A 19,794-nucleotide genomic window follows, 5' to 3' on the forward strand; every position below is an offset into this window, starting at 1 on the left:
TTATGAGAGGCAATGGCGACCAAAATTTACTGGTTTTGACGCTTTATATTATCGGCGTCTCTTACATCTTTAATCTGATGATTGAGTCGATCGATGACAAAATTAAATTTGAATATAAAAAAGCAGTCGTTGACGATCAACTCAAAGAGCAAAATCTCCAAGACCAAGTGGGAATTACTTTTAAACTCAGCCCTTCATACTCATTTGATGAATTGAAAGAGTTGTCAGTTAGCATTGAAAATAAATCTGACAATCTTGCCATCTACATTGATTGGGACAATAGCTCTATAGTAGTCGAACATAACAAGCAATCACGCCGAGTAATTCGCAAATCGCCAGACTTGACCCGTGACTTAGCTGTGCCGCAAAGTCCCAGCCTTGTCGCTCCCAAGAAAACGCTGACGGCAGCAGTGACAGCAGAAGATGTTTTCGCGCGTGATGTAACCACAGGCACTTACTCAACAAAACAACCTCTAGTAAATATTAGTGCGTTGCAAAAAAGTCCTGTCAAGGCGCAAAGAAAGTTGTACAACGACTTTGTTAACAGAACAAAACAATTAGAATTTTCGCTACAGTTGGTGCTGCGAATATCTGAGGTGCGTGTTGGTCTAGCTCCTGGTGTGAATATCCCACCAATGTGTATTGTCAATTGTCCTTTTACAATCAGAAAGTTGCCTTGGACATACGCTCTGCCTTGGAATAAAAAGAAGTAATTCAAATCAGACACACAATGCCATCCAAGATTACACTGGATCTAGGGAGAGAGTAGACGTAGGCGGTTGCAGATCGGTCACAACAACTGATTTGAGGAAAGTCCGGGCTCCCGAAAGACCAAACTTGCTGGATAACGTCCAGTGCGAGCGATCGTGAGGATAGTGCCACAGAAAGATACCGCCAATGAGTCATTAGTCATTAGTTATTAGTCATTTGTGAAAGAACAAAGGACAAAGGACAAAGGACAAAAGACAAAGTTGGTAAGGGTGCAAAGGTGCGGTAAGAGCGCACCAGCAGCGTCGAGAGGCGCTGGCTCGGTAAACCCCGGTTGGGAGCAAGGCGAAAGGAACTATGGTTGGTCTTTTACCAGTTCCGCTAAAACAGAGCCGCTAGAGGCGTCTGGTAACAGGCGTCCCAGATAGATAACCGCCCTCATGTACGGAAGTTACATGTAACATCTCTACATCAGAGAACAGAACCCGGCTTATGATCTGCTCTCTTCCTTTTTTGTCATTGGTCATTGGGCATGGGGTATTAGGCATTAGTATTGAGTCCAGAGTCAAGGGTCAATAGTAGACTTCTTGCAGAAGTCGGGAAAAGGGGAAGGGTAAAGGGGGAAAGGTTTTGTATTTTCCCCTTCCCCTTTAACCTTTTCCCACCTCTTGCAAAAAACACTTTTGCAAGAGGTCTAGTCAATAGTTATTTCTTCTTCCCCCTGCTTCCTTGTCCTCCCGAAGTTCTGATCGCCGGAAGCCAGCAATCAGACTTCTCTGTTTGTCTCCCAGTCCATGTTCCCCCTTCTGATTGAATGTCTCTCGCTTATCCACGCCGTCAGCGGCAGCTTGAAAGTTTAGTTAAAAAATTAGGTCTACTAAAAGAAGCACCTATACAGTGGCAACTGCTTGATTTAGCGCTGACTCATCCTACTGTCTCTGAGTCAGCAAATTATGAACAACTGGAGTTTGTCGGTGATGCTGTGGTGCGGTTAGTAGCGGCTGTGGTGTTGTGGGAACATTATCCAGATTGTCCAGTGGGGGATTTTGCAGCAATTCGTTCGGTTTTAGTGAGCGATCGCATCCTCGCTCAATTGGCCAGAGAATATGGTTTAGAGCTATATTTATTAGTCGCTGGTAGCGCTACTGCTGATAAGGTTGGTCAAGAATCTCGGCTGGCCGATGCTTTTGAGGCTGTTCTTGGTGCATTGTATCTCAGTACGAATAATCTCGATCTCATCCGTTCTTGGCTAGACCCTCACTTCAAACAACTAGCAGCAGAAATTCGTCTCGATCCAGCTAGGTTGAACTACAAAGCGGCTCTGCAAGAATGGACTCAGGCGCAATTTAAAGTTTTACCTGAGTATCGCGTTGTGGAAGTTACTCAACCCCACCGCAATCAAGAGCGTTTCGTTGCTGAAGTTTGGTTGCACGGTAAACAGTTAGGTCAAGGCAAGGGACGTTCTATTAAAGCCGCGGAACAAGCCGCTGCCAAAGTAGCTTTTTTATCTATTAGTAATCCGGAACAACCCTGAACTCAACAGGCGCTTTATGCGCAGATAATTCAGTTATTAGTCCAGAGTTAAAGTCTAGTGTCAAAAATTTAACTCTTGGCTCTTGGCTAATGACTAATAACAAATAACTAATGAATAACCAAATTACAATTGCTGTCCTAGGCGTTGGGCGTTGGGGCGTGCATTTGCTACGGAATTTTTTAGAACATCCCCAAGTCCGTATTGGCGCGGTATAGACCCAAACCCTGAACGGTTGGCGGCGGTAAAACGGCAATTTAATTTAAATGACAATGTATTATTAACAACCGAGTGGCAGGCTGTAAAGCAAGTGCCAGATTTGATTGCAGTGGCGATCGCTACTCCAGCTGTCACTCATTATGACCTGATTAAGTATGCTCTTAACCAGGGATACCATGTTTTGGCAGAAAAGCCCTTAACTTTAGACCCATTAGAATGTTGTGAACTTTGCCAGTTAGCAGAGGAACAGCATTTAATACTGATGGTGGATCACACATATTTATTTCACCCAGCCGTTGAGAAAGGGCAAGCTGTGATTCAGGCAGGTAAGTTAGGTAATTTACGCTATGGCTACGCCACCCGCACTCATTTAGGACCAGTCCGACAAGATGTGGATGCATTGTGGGACTTAGCTATTCACGATATTGCCATTTTTAACAGTTGGCTGGGTCAGCTACCAGTAAAAGTGCAAGCAACAGGTACGATGTGGTTGCAGGGAGTAGGGGACAAGGAGACAGGGAAGACAAGGAGGACAAGGGAGCAAGCAAATAAATTTAATTCTCCCACCCTACGGGAAGCTAGCTTTCAGACGTCTACATCTTTCTCATCCCCCTCACCGCAAAACCAAGGGCTAGCTGACTTAGTATGGGTAACCCTAACATATGCAGATGGCTTTCAAGCATATATCCATCTATGCTGGCTGAATACCGATAAACAAAGACGGTTGGCGGTTGTAGGTAATCGTGGTAGCTTGATTTTCGATGAAATGTCTAGACTATCGCCTTTAACCCTGCTACATGGTGAGTTTGATTTCCAAGACAATCAATTTCTGCCTGTGAATCAAAGCCAAGAGGTGCTGGAAATAGAAAAAGGCGAACCATTACAGCGGGTTTGCGATCGCTTTATTTCTTGTATCCTCAAAAATACTCCCCCAGTTATCTCATCTGGCAGGGTAGGCACAGAGTTAGTGAAAATTCTCTCTGCCCTCACCGTATCTCTCCAACGGGGTGGGCAAGCTGTGTTTTTAAAAGCTGAGAACTGGGGATTAGAAGCTGATGACTGGGAACTAAAGACTGGGAACTGGGTACTAGGGACTGAGGACTGCGGGTTAGGGGACAAGGAAGAAAAAGCAGGGGAGTAGGGAGCAGGGAGCAGGGGGACAAAGTGAGACAGTGCTGCGGGAGGAGAGCCACTGCGCCCTTACGGGTTTCCCGGCTTATAGACACCCAGAGAGTGGCTTCCCGCAGGGTAGCAAGTGGCGTTTTCCCTCCGCAGGCGACTGCGGTAGCGAGTCTTCGAGCGTCAGCGGTAGTCAAGTCTAAGCGTCACCCGTTCGACAAAGTCGTTCCCGCTGGGTAGGGAGGATGAGTGAGAAAAAATGACTCTTGCCTATTGCTTATGCCTTTTGACCAATGACTAATGACTAATGACCAAATCTCTACCTTTCCGAAGTACCATTAGCACAAGCTTCTCCTGTCGGTAGGCTAGAAAAGGCACTTTGCTGACTAAGAAGACTGACTTCACGAGTATCTTCCAAAAGCGGCAACTCGTCTTTGGGTTCATCTATCCCTGTTATGGTAGATTCCTTGATTTCTATAGAATCTAGTAGCTGTTCTTGTTGAAGGTTAACATAGCCGTTCATTTCCCTTTTTGCCTGATCTGTAGCGGAGACTTCAATATTCTTTAAATTCTCTTCCTCTTCTGGAGGAGATAACAGTGAAATATCAATTAAAGGCAAAGTGATAGTTACCGTTGTGCCTTGATGAAGCCCCGTACTCTTAAGGCTAATACTACCTTTCATGAGTTCGATTAAGTTGCGTGAAATCGCCAGTCCTAATCCCGTGCCTTCAATCTTGCGTGTACTCGCACCATCTACCATTACAAAGGGGCGAAATAGTTTATGCTGTTGAGCAGGATCAATGCCCATGCCTGTATCTGTGACATGAATCAATACCTGAGATTGATCGTAGCTTTCCTGAATTTCACAAGCGATCGTGATGCTTCCCTCTTCGGTGAATTTAGTAGCATTGCCAATTACATTAATCAGTACTTGCTTGAGCTTTGCTGCATCCGCCTTCACTGGAATTGACTCGCTACCTAGGTCAGTTTTCAACTGTAAGCCTCTTTTTTGCACATTTACTGACTGTAAATTAATTACTTCTAGGAGTAATTTACGGAGGTCTAGCGGTTCTGTAACTACTGAAAGCTTGCCTGCTTCAATTTTAGAAATGTCGAGTAAATCATTAATAATTCCTAATAGATGAATCGCTGTTTCATCGGCACGCTTGAGGAATTCTATTTCTTCTTCTCGGTTATCGCATGAGCCATCGTGAACCAGGCGAACACAGTTAATAATAATATTTAGTGGGTTACGCAACTCATGGGAAGTTGTAGCTAAAAACTGACTTTTAATTTGATTAGCAGTTTTTGCTTCTTTCCAAGCTATTTCTAGTTCTTCTGCCCAAGCTTTGAGTCTTTCAACCATTTGGTCTAAGGCTTGTGCTAGTTGATTAAACTCGCGGATTTTAAAATTGTGGGGAACTGGTTGGGCAGTGTGGTGGCTGTAAATATTAAGAGCATAATCTCGCAATTCTTCTACGGGCCCTGCGAGGTAAGGAGCTAAATATAAGGATGCCAGTAAGCTTGCACCTATTAAGCCCACTGTTAAAACGATGAGAATCAGCTTTATTTCTTCCAAACCAAAAAGAGCATTGTCTACACTGGTAACAGCTAAAACAATCCATTTTTGCTGCGATTGTTGATTAATGGGATCTGTAATTGCCGTATAACCAGCTACTAATTCTTGCCCCTGTTGAAAAGATAAATCTGTAGAACCTGTTTGCCCGATGTTTGCATTTTGAATAATACTTTGGAGTTGGGAAGCATCTGAGTACTGTTGAATATTACTCCCCACTCTTTCTGGTAATGGATGCGCTAAAATTGTGCCATCTTCAGCGATGACTACCAGCGAGCCTGTGAGCGATCCCGGCTGTTGGGTAGTTTGTTGGTACAATGCTGACTGAAGACTTAAGTTGTAGAGCAATTGACCAGCAGTATTGAAGACAGGAGCCGACATTAATAATCGCAATTGGTTTTGTGGATCTCTAGAACCAGTGGTTCCTGCCTTTGGAGGTAATATCGCTGTAATATCAACTCCTTGACTGGGCAAAGATGAACTCAGTTCGCCAATAGGTTTGTTATCACAAGTACTGGCAACTATTTTCTCTGTTTGTAAATTTTTTAATTGAATACACTCAATTGGGATTGGCAATTGCTGTGTTATCTGAGTAAGAAATTCTTGCGCCTCATTCAGTGAACGAGACTCGATAACTTTTGTTTTACTAATAATGAACAAACTTGTTTTCAGGGTAGCGATCGCATCTGCAATCTTCTCTCCTTTAAGAACAGCACTTTCTGTTAAATTCTGTCGTGCAGTTTTCAATAGGCTAGTGCGTGCCTTATTTAAGGCAACAATTTCCCCTATTAATAACACCGGGACAAACAGCAGCAATATTCTTGTTAATAAAATACGCCGAAAGGATGATTGACGGGTCTTAGCCATCGAAAGTCTCACTTCGCATCTGCAAACCACAACAGCCAAAGATATGCAATTAGACCAGCTAGATGAGACATCTTATTAAGTTATTAGTACTTTATTGGCAAATGCTAAAGATATCAAAGTTTGCATCTGCAAAAAGAAACATGGTATACCAAAACCCGTGAAGGTTAGCTGTAAAAAAGACTTTTGTTGCATATCTATGACAGTGGTGAAATCATTAAACAAGAGCTTGGATGTATGGATTTTTGTTAAATCAACACACAACAAGGAAAATATTAAAAATATCAAAGCAACTCAATGATGCAACATCGTCCTCATACCACAGTTATTTTGGCAATGAGTGCAGATGGCAAAATAGCGGACTTTAGGCGATCGCCAGCTCGGTTTGGCTCAAAGGCTGATAAAGCACACCTGGAAAAACAAATCGCTGCCTCTGATGCCGTTCTCTTTGGTGCCGGTACTCTCCGTGCATACGGTACTACACTAACCGTATCACATCCGACACTGCTGCAACGTCGAACACAGGAGGGCAAATCTACCCAACCAGTTCATATAGTCATTACACAATCTGCTAACCTCAAGCCGGAAATTCACTTTTTTAAACAACCAATTAAACGCTGGTTGCTCACGACTAGAGCCGGGGCAATTTCCTGGCAAGGACGCGAACAGTCACTTCCTACAACGGGGGGAACCGCAAAGGATTGTGCTGCAAAATTCGAGCAAATTCTGGTTTTTGAAACACCAAATGGCAAGATTGATACTCCTGCCGCCTTAAAGCACCTGGCATCTCTACATATAACACGCTTAGCGCTATTGGGGGGTGGGGAGTTAGTAGCTTCTATGCTGGAGCTAGATTTAATAGATGAATTATGGTTAACGGTATGTCCCTTGATTCTAGGTGGTGCTAATGCGCCCACACCAGTATCTGGCGCAGGATTTCTCGCGAATTTGGCTCCCCGCCTTCAACTTCTAGAAGTTCATCAAGTTGAACAGGAAGTGTTTTTACACTATCGGCTACAACGACCAGGATCTTAGATTACCCTAATAAGGATTGGGCATTGGGCATTGCTAATTACTTACTTTTCCTTGTCCCCTGTGTCTTCCCTAATCCAGTCTCTAGTCCCTAATTCTTCTAAAAACCCACACGATGATAGAAAAACTAAAACCTCGCTATTCTATCGTTTGGATCAACACAATTGCCGAAATCCCCCAACAAGCTTGGGATGCTTTGGCATTACCGCTCAAAACTCCTTTTTTAGAGTGGGAGTGGCTGAACAATTTAGAAACATCTCACAGTGCTACGCGCAGAACAGGTTGGTTACCAAATCACTTAACACTGTGGCGTGACAGAACGCTGATTGCTGCGGCTCCACTCTACCTGAAAGGACATAGTGCTGGCGAATTTGTCTTCGATCATCAGTGGGCAAATTTAGCTGAACGTATTGGGGTGGATTATTACCCAAAATTGTTGGGGATGACGCCGTTTACTCCTGCGGAAGGCTATCGTTTCTTAATCGCCTCGGGAGAAGATGAAGATGAAATTACAGCCTTGATGCTGCATGAGATTGACTCTTTCTGCACTAAGCAGCGCATTTCTGGGTGTCATTTTCTTTATGTTGATCCCCAATGGCGTCCTGTGCTGGAAAGGCAAGGGTTTACAAGTTGGTTGCATCACAGCTACATCTGGGAAAATGGTGGATTTAAGAATTTTGATGATTATTTAACTGTGTTCAATGCCAATCAGCGCCGCAATATTAAGCGGGAACGCAAAGCTGTAGAGAAAGCAGGCTTAAGACTACAACCGCTGACTGGTGATGAAATCCCCCATTCTCTATTTCCCTTGATGTACCAGTTCTATGCAGATACTTGTGACAAGTTTGGCTGGTGGGGTAGTAAATACCTGACAAAGAGGTTTTTTGAACAGTTACACAGCAATTACCGCCATCGAGTGTTGTTTTTTGCGGCTTACAGCGAGCAAGATAGTCGCCACCCGCTAGGAATGTCTTTTTGTCTATTTAAAGGCGACAGGCTTTATGGGCGCTATTGGGGCAGTTTTCAAGAAATAGATTGCTTGCATTTTGATGCTTGCTATTATGCGCCGATTCAGTGGGCGATCGCTAACGATATCCAAATTTTTGACCCTGGTGCTGGTGGACGCCATAAAAAACGGCGCGGATTTCCTGCTAAACCCAATCACAGTCTGCACCGCTTTTACAACAACCGTTTAGAACAAATTTTGCTGCCTTATATCAAGGAAGTGAATCAACTCGAACAGCAAGAAATTGAGGCGATGAATGCTGAATTACCTTTCAGCAACCGAGATGTTTAGGGACAATAATTTACAAACAAACCAAGAATCCACAAGAAGTTAGGAAAGGAAGAATTACACTTGAAATGGAGTAGAAATTTGCAGAAATTTGATTTTAATAATGACTATGGATTTGATAGTAGAAGACTTGGCTGCAATTGACGATCAGCTTTCTCACCGTCATATTGAACTCGATCCCAGTGGATATTTCATTATTTACTTGGATCGGGAGGTAAAGTTAATTTATGCCAAGCATTTTACAAATGTAATTGATGAGCGCGGTTTAGCTGTAGATCCAGAAACAGGAAAGGTGATTCCCGCTAAAGGAAAAGTAGAAAGAACTCACACAACTGTATTTAGTGCTAGAACCGCCAAGGAACTTTGCGTCAAAATATTTGAAGAAACTCAGCCCTGTCCAGTAAGCTTTTTAGACCATGCAGCTTATTTAGGTAGAGAATTTGTCCGGGCTGAGGTGGCTTTAGTGACAGGGCAAGAGTACATTCAAGATTGAATTTAACTGTTAATTGTTGACCGTTGACAGTTAACAGTTAACAGTCAACTATCAGCTATTAGCTATTGTTCGATGGTTGGTTAACTTGGTAGAGATAGTAAGTTGCCATCGGGATAATAGTAGCGGCAATTAATAGCCCTACTACCCAAGCAGTGGCATTACCTTTATCTTTGTCAGTTTCTTCTGCTGTCTTGAAGGTGCCTTCTACCTGCACATTCTCAACGATTTTGGGTGGACCGGGATCTGTTTGGCCAGAGAGGACGGCGACTAGGCGATCGCTTGCATCTAAGAATGCTTGGTTATATTTGTTACCACTACGCAATGGAGCCATGACGGTTTCCGTAGCTACGCTCTCAGCAATAGAATCTGAGAGCAAAGGCTTGACTTTATCTCCAGTAATAATGGCGGTGCCATTGGTAACCGTGTCAATTACCAATAGAGTTTGATTGGCTTGTGCTTCTTTTGTGGGAAACCATTTTTCAAACAGCGCTTTGGCAAAACTTTCTGGTGTTTCTCCATAGTCGAGTCGGCGAATGGTGACAATTCTGGTTTCGTAACCAGTTTTCTTTGCCAAATCTTCCAAGGTGCTGCTAATCTTACCTTCATTCACACGGCTGATCGCGTCTGCTTGATCCACAACCCAGGTGCTATTATCTACTGCAAGGTTGGGTATTTGATATGCCCCAGTGGCTAAGGCTGATGGCACAACTAGACAAGAAACTAGAGCGATCGCTACTAATGGCAGAATTAGCCTAATCAGGTATTTTGGGATGATAATTACTTGGTTGAGGAGCTGTTTCATTGGATAAACTCTCAGACAGTCTTGCACCAAAAATACTACACAACCACTGTCAAAATCACCTGGTTTATAGCTTTTTTCATTTGAAAGTTTTAGCTATATCCCAAATATGGATTTTACTGTGAAAGTTTTGTGGCTCAAATGAGTTTTGATTCTTGCTGCTACAAACTGCCACCGCCAAGAAATACCGCCCAATTTAGATAATTTCCTAAATTGGGCGGATTTTGCAAACCATTTGGGGATTATACCATATAGTTTAAGATTTTTGAGTGCGTACTTTAACTTCTTTTCTAAACAAATTAAACACACAAACACAAAGGAAGACAGCTTATTTCTTTGCACTCAACTGCTGCACAAAAGCAGTATGTTCTAGTGACTTCAACCCCGCTTGCACTACCTCCAACACCTGTGCCATCTGATTATTTAATAGCACCTCTACAAATTCAGGGCGATCGCCTCACTCGCCACTTTGAAGCGGGGGCGAATTGGATTGTGTTTAGGGTAAGTACTCTCTAACTATTTGCCAATCCTCACTGTAGTAAACCTTTATATGAGAGAGTGGGGATTTATTTAGACTGCTAAACTTGTAACTAAAGGCAACTAAATGTTAGCAAAAAAGGCAAGAGGAAAAGTTCAATGAATACTGTTGTTCTCAATCTCGAACCGATCGCTCATTTAACCGATGAGCAATTTTATCAATTGTGTATTGCTAATAGAGATTTAAGCTTGGAAATGAATGCAGCAGGAAAATTAATCATTGTGCCACCAGTAGGAGGAGAAAGCGGGAATCAAGAAGCAGACTTAATTACAGACTTGAATAATTGGAATCGTCAAGCTAAATTAGGTAAAGTTTTTAGTTCTTCAACTATTTTTATCCTTCCAAATGGTGCAAAACGTTCGCCTGACGCGGCTTGGGTAAAATTGGAACGATGGGAAGCTTTAACACTTGAACAGCGAAAAAAATTTCCGCCACTTGTACCTGATTTTGCCATTGAACTGCGTTCGGAATCAGATCGGCTTCAACCGCTGCAAGAGAAAATGCAGGAATATATAGAAAATGGTCTGCGTTTAGGTTGGCTGATTAATCCTCAAGATGCAAAAGTAGAAATTTACCGACTCAATAAAGCTGTGGAAGTGCTGCAAATGCCAGCGATTCTTTCGGGAGAAGATATATTACCTGGATTTGAGTTGCAAGTGTAGCTAAGCGATCAGACTGATGCATTTATTGGTGGTTTAGAAGAGAAAATTTTTATGAATGAGCGATCGCATAGTTGTAGTAACCACAGCGATGTTGAATCGCAGCGATCGTAATAAATGCTCATCACTCAACTGGGCTAGCTGTTGCAGGAGATTGTTAGACTCTAAGGGCAGTTGACGATAGAATTCCATTTGCTTTCCTCAATTTACAGCAATGGATGCTTGGCTCCTCAGTATAAATATATGACTATCATTCTTACTAACGACGACGGTATTGATGCGCCTGGAATAAAAGCGTTGCTCAATGCTGTCAAAGAAAAAAATGTAATTGTAGCTGCGCCGAGAGATCATCAATCTGGCTGTGGACATCAAGTTACTACCACTCGCCCCATCACCCTTCAGCGGCGATCGCAAACTGAATATGCGATCGCCGGGACTCCCGCTGATTGTGTGAGAATTGCAATCTCACAAATTAGTGAAGATATCAAATTTGTGTTGTCGGGAATCAATGCTGGGGGTAACTTGGGCGTGGATGCCTATATTTCCGGTACAGTGGCGGCGGTGCGAGAAGCCGCAATGAACGGTATTCCCGGAATTGCCATTTCTCACTATCGCAAAGCCAAACAAAATTTTGATTGGGAACTCGCTGCTAAGTTCACATCTGAAGTTTTGGCTGACTTACTTCAGCGTCCCCTAGAACCAGGAAATTTCTGGAACGTGAATTTGCCACATCTGCAACCAGGAGAACCATACCCAGAAGTGGTGTTTTGCCAACCCTGTACTAAAGCCTTGCCAATTAACTACCGGATTGACGGCGATGATTTTTATTATGTAGGGGAATATAGCAAACGCGATCGCACTCCTGGTAGCGATGTGGATGTCTGTTTTTCTGGCAACATTGCTGTTACCAAATTAAGGGTGTAAATGTAGTCAAGAGTCAATGGTCATTTGTAATTGATTATTTCTCCACGTCCCCTTGTCTTCCTTGTCCTTCTTGCCCCCACGCCTCTACCACTATCCTTCCTCATCTGACCCTTGTAGCAGTATCATCAGCTTATCCAGGGTTTGTGTCAGTTGACTGAGTTTTTGTAATGAATCATCCTGGGATTCAGCAAGAGTCTGCACAGCGTCACACAATGCGAAAATTTGATAACCTTGCTGCTGTAACTGCTTTCCTTGCGCTTCGACTTGCACGCTGAGAGTCTCCAGTCTTTGCGCAAGGCTTTCAATTGTCTCTGTAGTAGAAAGTACTGCTTCGCCGATTTGCTCAACAATCGATTCCAATCGGCCTATTTTAACCTCGACTCCTGTTGTCATCATGATCTTTACCACCCTAATTTTGAGAGATCAACATAGTAATATCGCTACGGATCTTGAATAATTTAATATACGCATTAACACTAGGAAACCGCCACTATTAAAATGTAATTGATAATTTTTACGTATTTATTCGTAGCTAATTATAGGGAGAATAAACTTAATTACAAATTTGTCTCATCTTTACTTACCTTTCTCCGGAGATGATCAAATAACTTTATCCTAAAAATATAAAAAATCCGGCTCTCAACAGTCTTGTTAAAGTTCAAGTAAATACACGGAAAAAACAAAATCTTTTTAATACTCTTAAGTATATATTCAAATCAAGGATAAGTAATTTTACTTTGAGCGCTCGATATTAAGCCGGATGATGTACCCCACACAATTACACAGTTTTTTTCAAAACGCCACTTCTACAGCTTGGGATTTACAATTTATTCCTCACCCCTCAGTAAAATCTAAATTTAAACGTTGTCTAGATATTGTGGGTAGCTTGGTAGGGTTATTAATTTTAGCAATTGTATATGTGCCAATTGCGATCGCCATTAAAATTGATAGTCCAGGGCCAATTTTCTTTACTCAAGAACGCTATGGGTATCTAGGAAAACCATTCCGTATTCGCAAATTTCGCTCAATGGTTAGTAATGCGGAGCGTTTAAAATCTTTAGTTAAAAATGAGGCTAAAGGACTCATTTTTAAAAATCAAAACGACTTTCGCGTAACTAATGTCGGCCGCTTTTTGCGACGTACTAGCTTAGACGAAATTCCTCAGTTTTGGAATGTTTTAGTAGGTGAAATGAGCCTAGTAGGTACACGCCCACCTACGGCTGATGAAGTAGTTAATTATTCACCACGTCACTGGCAACGTTTGAATGTCAAACCTGGTTTAACCGGCGAATGGCAAGTTAATGGTCGTTCTCAAGTAACAGATTTTGAACAAATAGTTGATCTAGATCTACGTTATCAGCAAAATTGGCATATATTTTATGACTTGTTACTGATTGCCAGAACATTGTATGTCCTCTTCCATAAAACAGGAGCTTGCTAATTACAAGATGCCGATAATTTGAAGAATTCGTAATTCGTAATTGATTTTTAGATAGAGATTTACAAACCAAGAGCAACGAGGTTGCTTCTCTAAGTAGGAAATTTCCGGGTCTGCTAAAATTACGAATTACGAATTAGTAATTATTAATTATTTTAATTTATTTACATTACTAAGTTAATTGCATTGCGCAGAAATACAATGCCGATCGCAGAAAAAGCTAACCCAGCAAAGCGAATTCTATTTGGCAACATTGAGTACATTTCTCTAGCACTCATAACTACAGCACATTGAGTTAAGGTAACGCCTAGGACATAAATAACTAAAGGCAACATTCCAGTTTCAATGGCAGATCCAGTACCAGCATAACCGTGAAATAAACCTGCGATCGCTCCCAGCAGTAAAAGTAACAGCCAGTTCGGTTGTTTTAATATCATCAGCATAGCGCCAAAGGCGATTGTGGAAGTTGCAATCCCAATTTCTGCACCTACTAAATTCACCTGGAACAGATGCATTACTGTACCAAAAACTCCTGCTGACACAAAAGCCGCAGCAATCAAAGCGCCACGAACCATTCCAGCCGAGAGTAGGCCTATGACTACAAGACTAGCCAAACGATCTAAGCTAATTACTGGATCTGCGATTCCCCAAAGCAAGCCTTCCCAGGAATTAGAAATAGACGGATGAAAGTCAAATCCACTCAAGGAACTCAATATACTAATTAAAACTAGAGATGCGATCGCCCCAGCATGACGACGCTGTAACCTAGTAGATGTTGATAACTCAACTGTTAACATCAATTTATACCGAATATTTATTTTTTTGGTAATTTATATTACCCAAGTTTCTCCAGAAACTAACACAGTCTTCACTATAAATATCGGTAAATACGTAAAGTTATGTAAAATTGCTGTTTTTACACAATTTTTAATTGATGCTTGAATTAGAGGGAACTATTTTATCTATTGGTTTAATTCTTAGTGAATCAGCAGATTTCATTCGCATGGGAATTTGAATGACAATTTCTGTCCCTTGTTCTGCTGCTGAAATACACTTTAACTGACCACCATGTTGAGCAACAATTTGGTGGCTAATAGACATACTTAGATTTGTGATTGTACTAGATTTATTACTAAATAATGGATCAAATATTTTTTCTTGTACCTCTTGTATCAGACCACAGCCGTTATCTGTAATCCGAATCAGCACTTGATTACTGCCCTCTAAAACCTCAGTATGAATACAAATTTGAGGCTTATTAGTTGAGCCTTTTAAACTATCAATAGCATTATTTAGGATATTAATAAATACTTGATTAAGTTGTCCAGGATAACACTCCACTTTCGGCAATTGACCATAGTCTTTAATAACTTGGATCTCCGTATGATCCGTTTTGCCTTTTAAGCGGTTTTGTAAAATCAGGAGAGTGCTATCAATTCCTTCGTGAATATCAACTTCCTTTATATTTGCTTCATCTAATCGAGAAAAATTTCGTAAACCTAAGATTAGCTTGCGAATGCGATCGGCTCCCATTTGTATAGAGGATAAGATTTTTGGTAAGTCTTCTCTAATGAAATCGAGATCAATCCTCTCAATGCGAACTTGAATTTCTGATTGGGGAATTGGATAGCATTCTTGGTAAAGTGAAACTAAATCGAGCAAGTTTTCGGCATATTCATTAGCTGCTGTACTATTGCCATAAATAAAATTAATCGGGTTGTTAATTTCATGAACAATACCCGCAACTAATTGTCCTAAACAAGACATTTTTTCGCTATGAATTAGTTGAGCCTGAGTTTTTTCTAATTCTTGCAGTGTAAGTTTCAGTTGACTGTTAGCTACCTCCAGTTGTGCTGGACTTGGCAAAGCGAGGGCTTGAGGAATTATCGGCAGTAATACAATAGCTGTATAAATTGAAATAAAAGCCGTGATCGCTTTAATTAAACCAGACAGCCAATAAGTTGGATGCCAAAGCGTCCATATTTCCATTAAGTGTGTTGTACCACAAGAAACTATGAAAGCTCCAAATAATAAAAGGATTGATTTAAAGGGCAAATCCTCTCGCTTCCTAACAAAGTAAACCAGCGCAATAGGAATCGAGAAATAGGCTAAGGCAATCAAAAAATCAGATAGGATATGTAGTAATAATAACCCTGGTTTCCAGAGGTAGCAGTGTCCATGCGGAATAAATCCTCCATCAACAAAGAAACTTTGTAATAATTGCAGCATAAAGTATTTACTTTGTATAATTTGTTAAATAAGTTATTTGACAAATTATACGCATACTACAGAGAATTGTCTCTAGTACTTAAACGCTAATGTAATAATTCCTCTATCTGATGCTGGCTCCACAACTTCCTGTACAGACCTTGTTGTTGCACCAGTTCTAAATGATTGCCCATCTGGACAATTTTCCCGTTGTCGAGCACAAAAATGCGGTCAGCAGCCGCAGCAGCAGACAGTTGGTGAGTAATAAAAACAACTGTTTTTCTATCAGTACCAGTAGAGAGATTTTTTAGGATTTGTGTAGCAGTTTGATTATCTACACTGGAGAGGGCATCATCTAATATTAAAACTGGCGCATCAACTAGCATTGCCCTAGCTAAGGCAGTACGTTGCCGCTGTCCACCAGAAAGCGTAATTCCGCGTTCACCAACTATAGTCTCGTAATGCTGCGGAAAATTGCTAATTTCTGAGTGAATCTGTGCCTGCTGCGCCACCATCTCTACATTTTGCTGTTCTCTAATTGGGTCACCGTAGCGGATATTATTTCTGATTGTGGTGCTGAAAAGAAAGCTATCTTGTGGAACATAAGCGATCGCACCTCGTAAATCTGCTAATGCTATCTTCGTAATATCCAACCCATCCAAAAATAACTGCCCTGCTTCAATCTCCAACAAGCGTGGTAGGGCATTTGCTAAAGTAGATTTCCCTGAACCGATAGCCCCAACAATTGCCACCGTTTCCCCAGGATTGATCGTAAAGTTGATATTCTCTAAAGCCGGGGTAGTAGCACCAGGGTAAGTGAAACTAAAATTTTTAGCCGTCAGTTTGCCTTTAACATCACTCTTGGGTAAGTGGATGACATCGGTTGTGTCTTGAATCTTCGGTGTCACCGAGAGAATAGACTCTAAACGATCGATACTCACCTCACCCCTTTGATAAGCAGTAATGGTAAATCCTAACAAAGCAGTAGGAAAAACTAGACGTTCTACATAAATTAGTAGTGCTAGAAAATCACCAACAGCAAGAGTTCCAGCAGCAATTCGTGTTGCACCTAGCCAGATAATTACCAGTGAACTGATATTAGCTAAACCGCCAATCAGGGGAAACAGAGTATTCCGGCTTTTGGCTAATTCCAAATTAGCAGTCAATAGTGCCTGATTCTTCTTGGCAAAGGCTCGACGCTCGTTTTCTTCTTGAGCGTAGATTTTAATCAGGGCAATGCCGCTAATATCTTCTTGGATGAGTTCGCTAATGTCAGAAAGTTGCTCTTGTACTACCGTTTGTTGTTTACGGAGGCGATCGCTAAAAAGATGCACCAAGAAGAACATCAAGGGATATACTGCCAGGGAAGCTAAAGTGAGATCGACACTAATTGTCAACATCACTGGCAGGGTCAGAGCATAAGCAAAAACTGTATTTGCTAAACTCAGGACTGCAAAACCCAACAACCGCTTGATATTTTCTACGTCACTAGTAGCCCTACTAATTAAATCGCCAATAGTATTGGTGGCAAAGTAAGCAGGCTCTAGCTTAAGTAAGTGTTCAAAAATCCGCTGTTTTAAGTCAAATTCTACCTCGCGTCCCACGCCAAACAGCCAGATGCGTGAAGCCATGCGGATTAACCACATTGCTGAACTGAGCAAGATGATGATGACTACGTAATTTAAAACTTCGTACCAGCTAAAGGTTGTTGAGAGTTTGTCAACACAAGCGCGAATCAACCAAGGAATGTAAACGCCTAATCCGTTTACAGTTAACAAAGCCAGAATACCTAACATTGCCTCCCGCCAATGGGGACGCAGGTAAGCACCAAGTTTAGCCAGTCGTCGAGATTGTATCATTCAGAAAAAAGTCGGGGAGCAGAGGGTAGGGGAACTTAGTGCCGCAGAGAAATAACAAATGGCAAAGGACAAATGGCCCTTCGGGTTCACCAGTTGCTACAAGGGAGGGAACCCCAACGGACAGTTTGACGCCACTTGCTTTAAGCCGGGAAACCCGTCCAACGCAGTGGCTCCTCAAGTCGGGTAACCCTTTCGGCAATTGCTCATGGGGGACTCGGGGTCCCCTCTGGGGATTAGGGGCGAACCCCCAAGACCGCATTGCCTCACCACGCAACTGTCCTCCGCAACGCACTGGTTCACCAATGACAAATGACTCTTGCAAGCAAATCTACTGAACCTCCTTTTATTCTGGCAGAAATCATAGTTTAAAAAGGCCAGCCACCAGAACATAGTGCTTTGGCCTAGTTATTGTTAACTTTTTAGCTTTATGTCTGACGACCACGCAAGAAAAAGTAAATCTGGTTGAGATAACTGTCCCAAGCTTGGGTTGTGACTTGCAGGGTTTCTGCACTTGGTACAAAGTCTTCAATTCGTAATCCGCGTGTTCTAATGTCCTGAGGATTCTGCAATAGGTAAGGCGGGACTTTTATATCTAATGGATTCAAAGCGATGGTTGACCGAACCATATCACTTTGAGGTAGAATGCCATTTTCTACAACATCGGAGATATTGGCCGTGCTATCTGGAACCGACGCCACCAAAGTTTCAGATGTGGGGGTAAGTTGTCCTAAACTAGCTAACTGAGGATTACCTACTGTTGCTATTGGTGCCCTAACCAGGAAGTAGGCAATAGCTGGTGTACTGGCTAACAGTAAAATTGTCAGCGCCCAACCCAAGAAGTATCCTCCTGGTTTATCGATTCCACCTCCCTTAATTCTCTGAGCAGCAAAAAGTAACAACAAAACCGACGCTCCCAGAGGTCTTAGCGGGAATGATATCAACCTCCACATAGACGCCACCGCTGGTTCGTTGGGATTAATGAATGCCAGCGCGATGACGATCAACGCAATGACTACGAGTAATCGCCCGACAAAATTACCTGTTGGATAGAATCTTTGGAACAAAGAATATACAACAGTGCCAATTAATAACCACAGTAGTACCCGGCTTAGGAGTAGAAACATAATATATTAACTCTCAAATTTTCCGCGGTCAGCCTCAAGGTTTTGGGCAGCGGATTTATTTTCTCGTCAAATTGTAATCGTACTGTTACCTGACTTAAAATACCTCAAACCTCACAACCAAAGACTACCGTCGTAGTGATTTTAGTGCAATTTTTTGATACTGGGTGTATTATCTAGAATTTTGCCAATGAGTAATGAGGCACTAGTAACTTAAATTAATTAAGTAGTTATAACTCAAAAGGAAAAACTATGTCGCCTAGAAAGCCCACAATTTTAGTGACGGGGGGAGCAGGATATATAGGTTCCCATACAGTTCTTGCCCTCAAGCGAGCGGGTTATGAAGTAGTAATTCTTGATAACCTAGTGTACGGGCATCGCGACTTAGTAGAGAAAGTTCTACAAGTAGAGCTGATAGCAGGCGATACATCCGATCGCGCTTTGCTCGATCAGCTATTTCAAACCCGCAATATTGATGCAGTCATGCACTTTTCAGCCTACGCCTACGTAGGAGAATCAGTTACAGACCCCGCCAAATACTACCGCAACAACGTTTTAGGTACTTTGGTGCTGTTGGAAGCAATGCTGGCAGCGTCCATTAAGAAATTTGTCTTTTCTTCTACTTGTGCAACTTATGGAGTGCCGGAGGTTGTACCGATTCCAGAAAATCATCCTCAAAATCCGATTAATCCCTATGGCGCTACTAAGTTAATGGTGGAGCGCATTCTCTCAGATTTTGACGTTGCCTATGGTTTAAAATCAGTACGTTTTCGCTACTTCAATGCTGCTGGTGCCGATCCCAATGGACTACTCGGTGAAGATCACAACCCAGAAACCCATTTGATCCCCTTGGTGCTACTGACAGCTTTAGGCAAGCGCGAATCCATTTCAATTTTCGGTACTGATTATCCTACGCCCGATGGCACCTGCATTAGAGATTACATTCACGTTAGCGACTTAGCAGACGCCCATATTTTAGGATTGGAATATTTATTGAAAGACGGGGATAGCGAAGTTTTCAATTTAGGCAATGGTCTAGGTTTCTCTGTTAAAGAAGTAATTGCAGCTTCCGAGGAAGTGACAGGATTGACGATCCCCGTGCAGGAATGCGATCGCCGTCCCGGAGATCCACCCTCTTTAATCGGCAGTAGTGAGAAAGCCAGAAAAATCTTAGGTTGGCAACCTCAATACCCAGGCATCAAAGATATTGTGCTACATGCGTGGCAGTGGCATCAACAGCGGCATAAGTAATCATGGGGCATGGGGCATTAGGCATTTGTCAAGGGTTAATAGTCAATAGACTTCTTGCAGAAGTCGGTAAAAGGGAAAGGGGAAAAGGGGAAAGGAACTCCAAACCCTTTCCCTTTAACCTTTTCCCTTTCCCCCTCCTGCAAAAATATATTTTTGCAAGA

At 42.2% G+C, this 19,794-nt stretch carries 20 protein-coding genes and 1 other RNA gene; 13 read left to right on the forward strand and 8 right to left on the reverse strand.

Going from position 1 to position 19,794, the window contains the following annotated elements:
- The first annotated feature begins 2 nt into the window (after positions 1 to 2).
- The 4 genes from BV372_RS06670 (at position 3) to BV372_RS06685 (ending at position 3,599) form a co-directional block, all read left to right on the forward strand.
- Entirely contained in the window at positions 3 to 713 is a 711-nt protein-coding gene (locus BV372_RS06670; RefSeq protein ID WP_086685006.1) for a hypothetical protein, read from the forward strand.
- A 48-nt stretch (positions 714 to 761) separates the two neighbouring features.
- An RNA gene (rnpB, locus tag BV372_RS06675) (RNase P RNA component class A) lies at positions 762 to 1,217 on the forward strand.
- A gap of 305 nt (positions 1,218 to 1,522) precedes the next feature.
- The gene (rnc, locus tag BV372_RS06680; RefSeq protein WP_086685009.1) at positions 1,523 to 2,242 is read left to right on the forward strand and encodes a ribonuclease III; all 720 of its coding nucleotides are present in this window, start codon (positions 1,523 to 1,525) and stop codon (positions 2,240 to 2,242) included.
- A 151-nt stretch (positions 2,243 to 2,393) separates the two neighbouring features.
- Positions 2,394 to 3,599: a Gfo/Idh/MocA family protein gene (locus tag BV372_RS06685; RefSeq protein ID WP_373270747.1), complete on the forward strand. Its 1,206-nt coding sequence runs from the start codon at positions 2,394 to 2,396 to the stop codon at positions 3,597 to 3,599.
- A 297-nt stretch (positions 3,600 to 3,896) separates the two neighbouring features.
- On the opposite strand, the gene BV372_RS06690 is transcribed toward BV372_RS06685, so the two are convergent.
- The gene (locus BV372_RS06690; protein WP_086685012.1) at positions 3,897 to 6,020 is read right to left on the reverse strand and encodes an ATP-binding protein; all 2,124 of its coding nucleotides are present in this window, start codon (positions 6,018 to 6,020) and stop codon (positions 3,897 to 3,899) included.
- 294 nt (positions 6,021 to 6,314) lie between these two features.
- Between BV372_RS06690 and BV372_RS06695 the strand changes: the two genes are divergently transcribed.
- From BV372_RS06695 to BV372_RS06705, 3 genes are all read left to right on the forward strand, one after another.
- Entirely contained in the window at positions 6,315 to 7,052 is a 738-nt protein-coding gene (locus BV372_RS06695; protein WP_086685014.1) for a RibD family protein, read from the forward strand.
- Positions 7,053 to 7,164: 112 nt separating this feature from the next.
- The gene (locus tag BV372_RS06700; protein WP_086685017.1) at positions 7,165 to 8,346 is read left to right on the forward strand and encodes a GNAT family N-acetyltransferase; all 1,182 of its coding nucleotides are present in this window, start codon (positions 7,165 to 7,167) and stop codon (positions 8,344 to 8,346) included.
- Between the two features lie 106 nt (positions 8,347 to 8,452).
- On the forward strand, positions 8,453 to 8,836 hold the full coding sequence (locus BV372_RS06705; protein WP_086685020.1) for a DUF4346 domain-containing protein: 384 nt from the start codon (positions 8,453 to 8,455) through the stop codon (positions 8,834 to 8,836).
- A 58-nt stretch (positions 8,837 to 8,894) separates the two neighbouring features.
- Here the strand turns inward: BV372_RS06705 and psb32 are convergent, their stop codons facing one another.
- Positions 8,895 to 9,638 carry a photosystem II repair protein Psb32 gene (gene psb32, locus BV372_RS06710; protein ID WP_086685023.1) on the reverse strand — a complete coding sequence of 248 codons (744 nt, stop codon included), beginning with the start codon at positions 9,636 to 9,638 and terminating at the stop codon, positions 8,895 to 8,897.
- A gap of 369 nt (positions 9,639 to 10,007) precedes the next feature.
- Between psb32 and BV372_RS36035 the strand changes: the two genes are divergently transcribed.
- Complete coding sequence (locus tag BV372_RS36035) at positions 10,008 to 10,151, forward strand: hypothetical protein (RefSeq protein ID WP_179197995.1); 144 nt, start codon at positions 10,008 to 10,010, stop codon at positions 10,149 to 10,151.
- Between the two features lie 120 nt (positions 10,152 to 10,271).
- Positions 10,272 to 10,835, forward strand: coding sequence for a Uma2 family endonuclease (locus tag BV372_RS06720; RefSeq protein ID WP_086685028.1), 564 nt, complete (start codon positions 10,272 to 10,274; stop codon positions 10,833 to 10,835).
- A gap of 33 nt (positions 10,836 to 10,868) precedes the next feature.
- Here the strand turns inward: BV372_RS06720 and BV372_RS36040 are convergent, their stop codons facing one another.
- A complete protein-coding gene (locus BV372_RS36040; RefSeq protein ID WP_179197996.1) occupies positions 10,869 to 11,024 on the reverse strand; it encodes a hypothetical protein in 156 nt (51 codons plus the stop codon).
- 51 nt (positions 11,025 to 11,075) lie between these two features.
- Here BV372_RS36040 and surE point away from each other — a divergent pair, with 51 nt between their 5' ends.
- On the forward strand, positions 11,076 to 11,756 hold the full coding sequence (gene surE / locus BV372_RS06725) for a 5'/3'-nucleotidase SurE (RefSeq protein ID WP_086685031.1): 681 nt from the start codon (positions 11,076 to 11,078) through the stop codon (positions 11,754 to 11,756).
- A 90-nt stretch (positions 11,757 to 11,846) separates the two neighbouring features.
- Here the strand turns inward: surE and BV372_RS06730 are convergent, their stop codons facing one another.
- Positions 11,847 to 12,152 (reverse strand): hypothetical protein, encoded by a 306-nt coding sequence (locus BV372_RS06730; protein ID WP_086685034.1) that lies wholly within the window; start codon positions 12,150 to 12,152, stop codon positions 11,847 to 11,849.
- 367 nt (positions 12,153 to 12,519) lie between these two features.
- Between BV372_RS06730 and BV372_RS06735 the strand changes: the two genes are divergently transcribed.
- A complete protein-coding gene (locus tag BV372_RS06735; RefSeq protein ID WP_086685036.1) occupies positions 12,520 to 13,197 on the forward strand; it encodes a sugar transferase in 678 nt (225 codons plus the stop codon).
- A gap of 161 nt (positions 13,198 to 13,358) precedes the next feature.
- On the opposite strand, the gene BV372_RS06740 is transcribed toward BV372_RS06735, so the two are convergent.
- The 3 genes from BV372_RS06740 to BV372_RS06750 form a co-directional block, all read right to left on the reverse strand.
- Positions 13,359 to 13,991 carry a HupE/UreJ family protein gene (locus BV372_RS06740; protein ID WP_086685038.1) on the reverse strand — a complete coding sequence of 211 codons (633 nt, stop codon included), beginning with the start codon at positions 13,989 to 13,991 and terminating at the stop codon, positions 13,359 to 13,361.
- A 130-nt stretch (positions 13,992 to 14,121) separates the two neighbouring features.
- Positions 14,122 to 15,423 carry a sensor histidine kinase gene (locus tag BV372_RS06745; protein WP_086685041.1) on the reverse strand — a complete coding sequence of 434 codons (1,302 nt, stop codon included), beginning with the start codon at positions 15,421 to 15,423 and terminating at the stop codon, positions 14,122 to 14,124.
- A gap of 86 nt (positions 15,424 to 15,509) precedes the next feature.
- Positions 15,510 to 17,261 carry an ABC transporter ATP-binding protein gene (locus BV372_RS06750; protein ID WP_086685044.1) on the reverse strand — a complete coding sequence of 584 codons (1,752 nt, stop codon included), beginning with the start codon at positions 17,259 to 17,261 and terminating at the stop codon, positions 15,510 to 15,512.
- Positions 17,262 to 17,299: 38 nt separating this feature from the next.
- Between BV372_RS06750 and BV372_RS37035 the strand changes: the two genes are divergently transcribed.
- Positions 17,300 to 17,596 carry a hypothetical protein gene (locus BV372_RS37035; protein WP_143844993.1) on the forward strand — a complete coding sequence of 99 codons (297 nt, stop codon included), beginning with the start codon at positions 17,300 to 17,302 and terminating at the stop codon, positions 17,594 to 17,596.
- 90 nt (positions 17,597 to 17,686) lie between these two features.
- On the opposite strand, the gene BV372_RS06755 is transcribed toward BV372_RS37035, so the two are convergent.
- Entirely contained in the window at positions 17,687 to 18,385 is a 699-nt protein-coding gene (locus BV372_RS06755) for a hypothetical protein (RefSeq protein WP_086685047.1), read from the reverse strand.
- A gap of 249 nt (positions 18,386 to 18,634) precedes the next feature.
- On the opposite strand from BV372_RS06755, the gene galE reads away from it, so the two are divergent.
- Complete coding sequence (gene galE / locus BV372_RS06760; protein WP_086685050.1) at positions 18,635 to 19,633, forward strand: UDP-glucose 4-epimerase GalE; 999 nt, start codon at positions 18,635 to 18,637, stop codon at positions 19,631 to 19,633.
- The last annotated feature ends 161 nt before the right edge of the window (positions 19,634 to 19,794 follow it).

This window comes from Nostoc sp. T09, from assembly GCF_002154695.1.
GTDB lineage: Bacteria > Cyanobacteriota > Cyanobacteriia > Cyanobacteriales > Nostocaceae > Aulosira.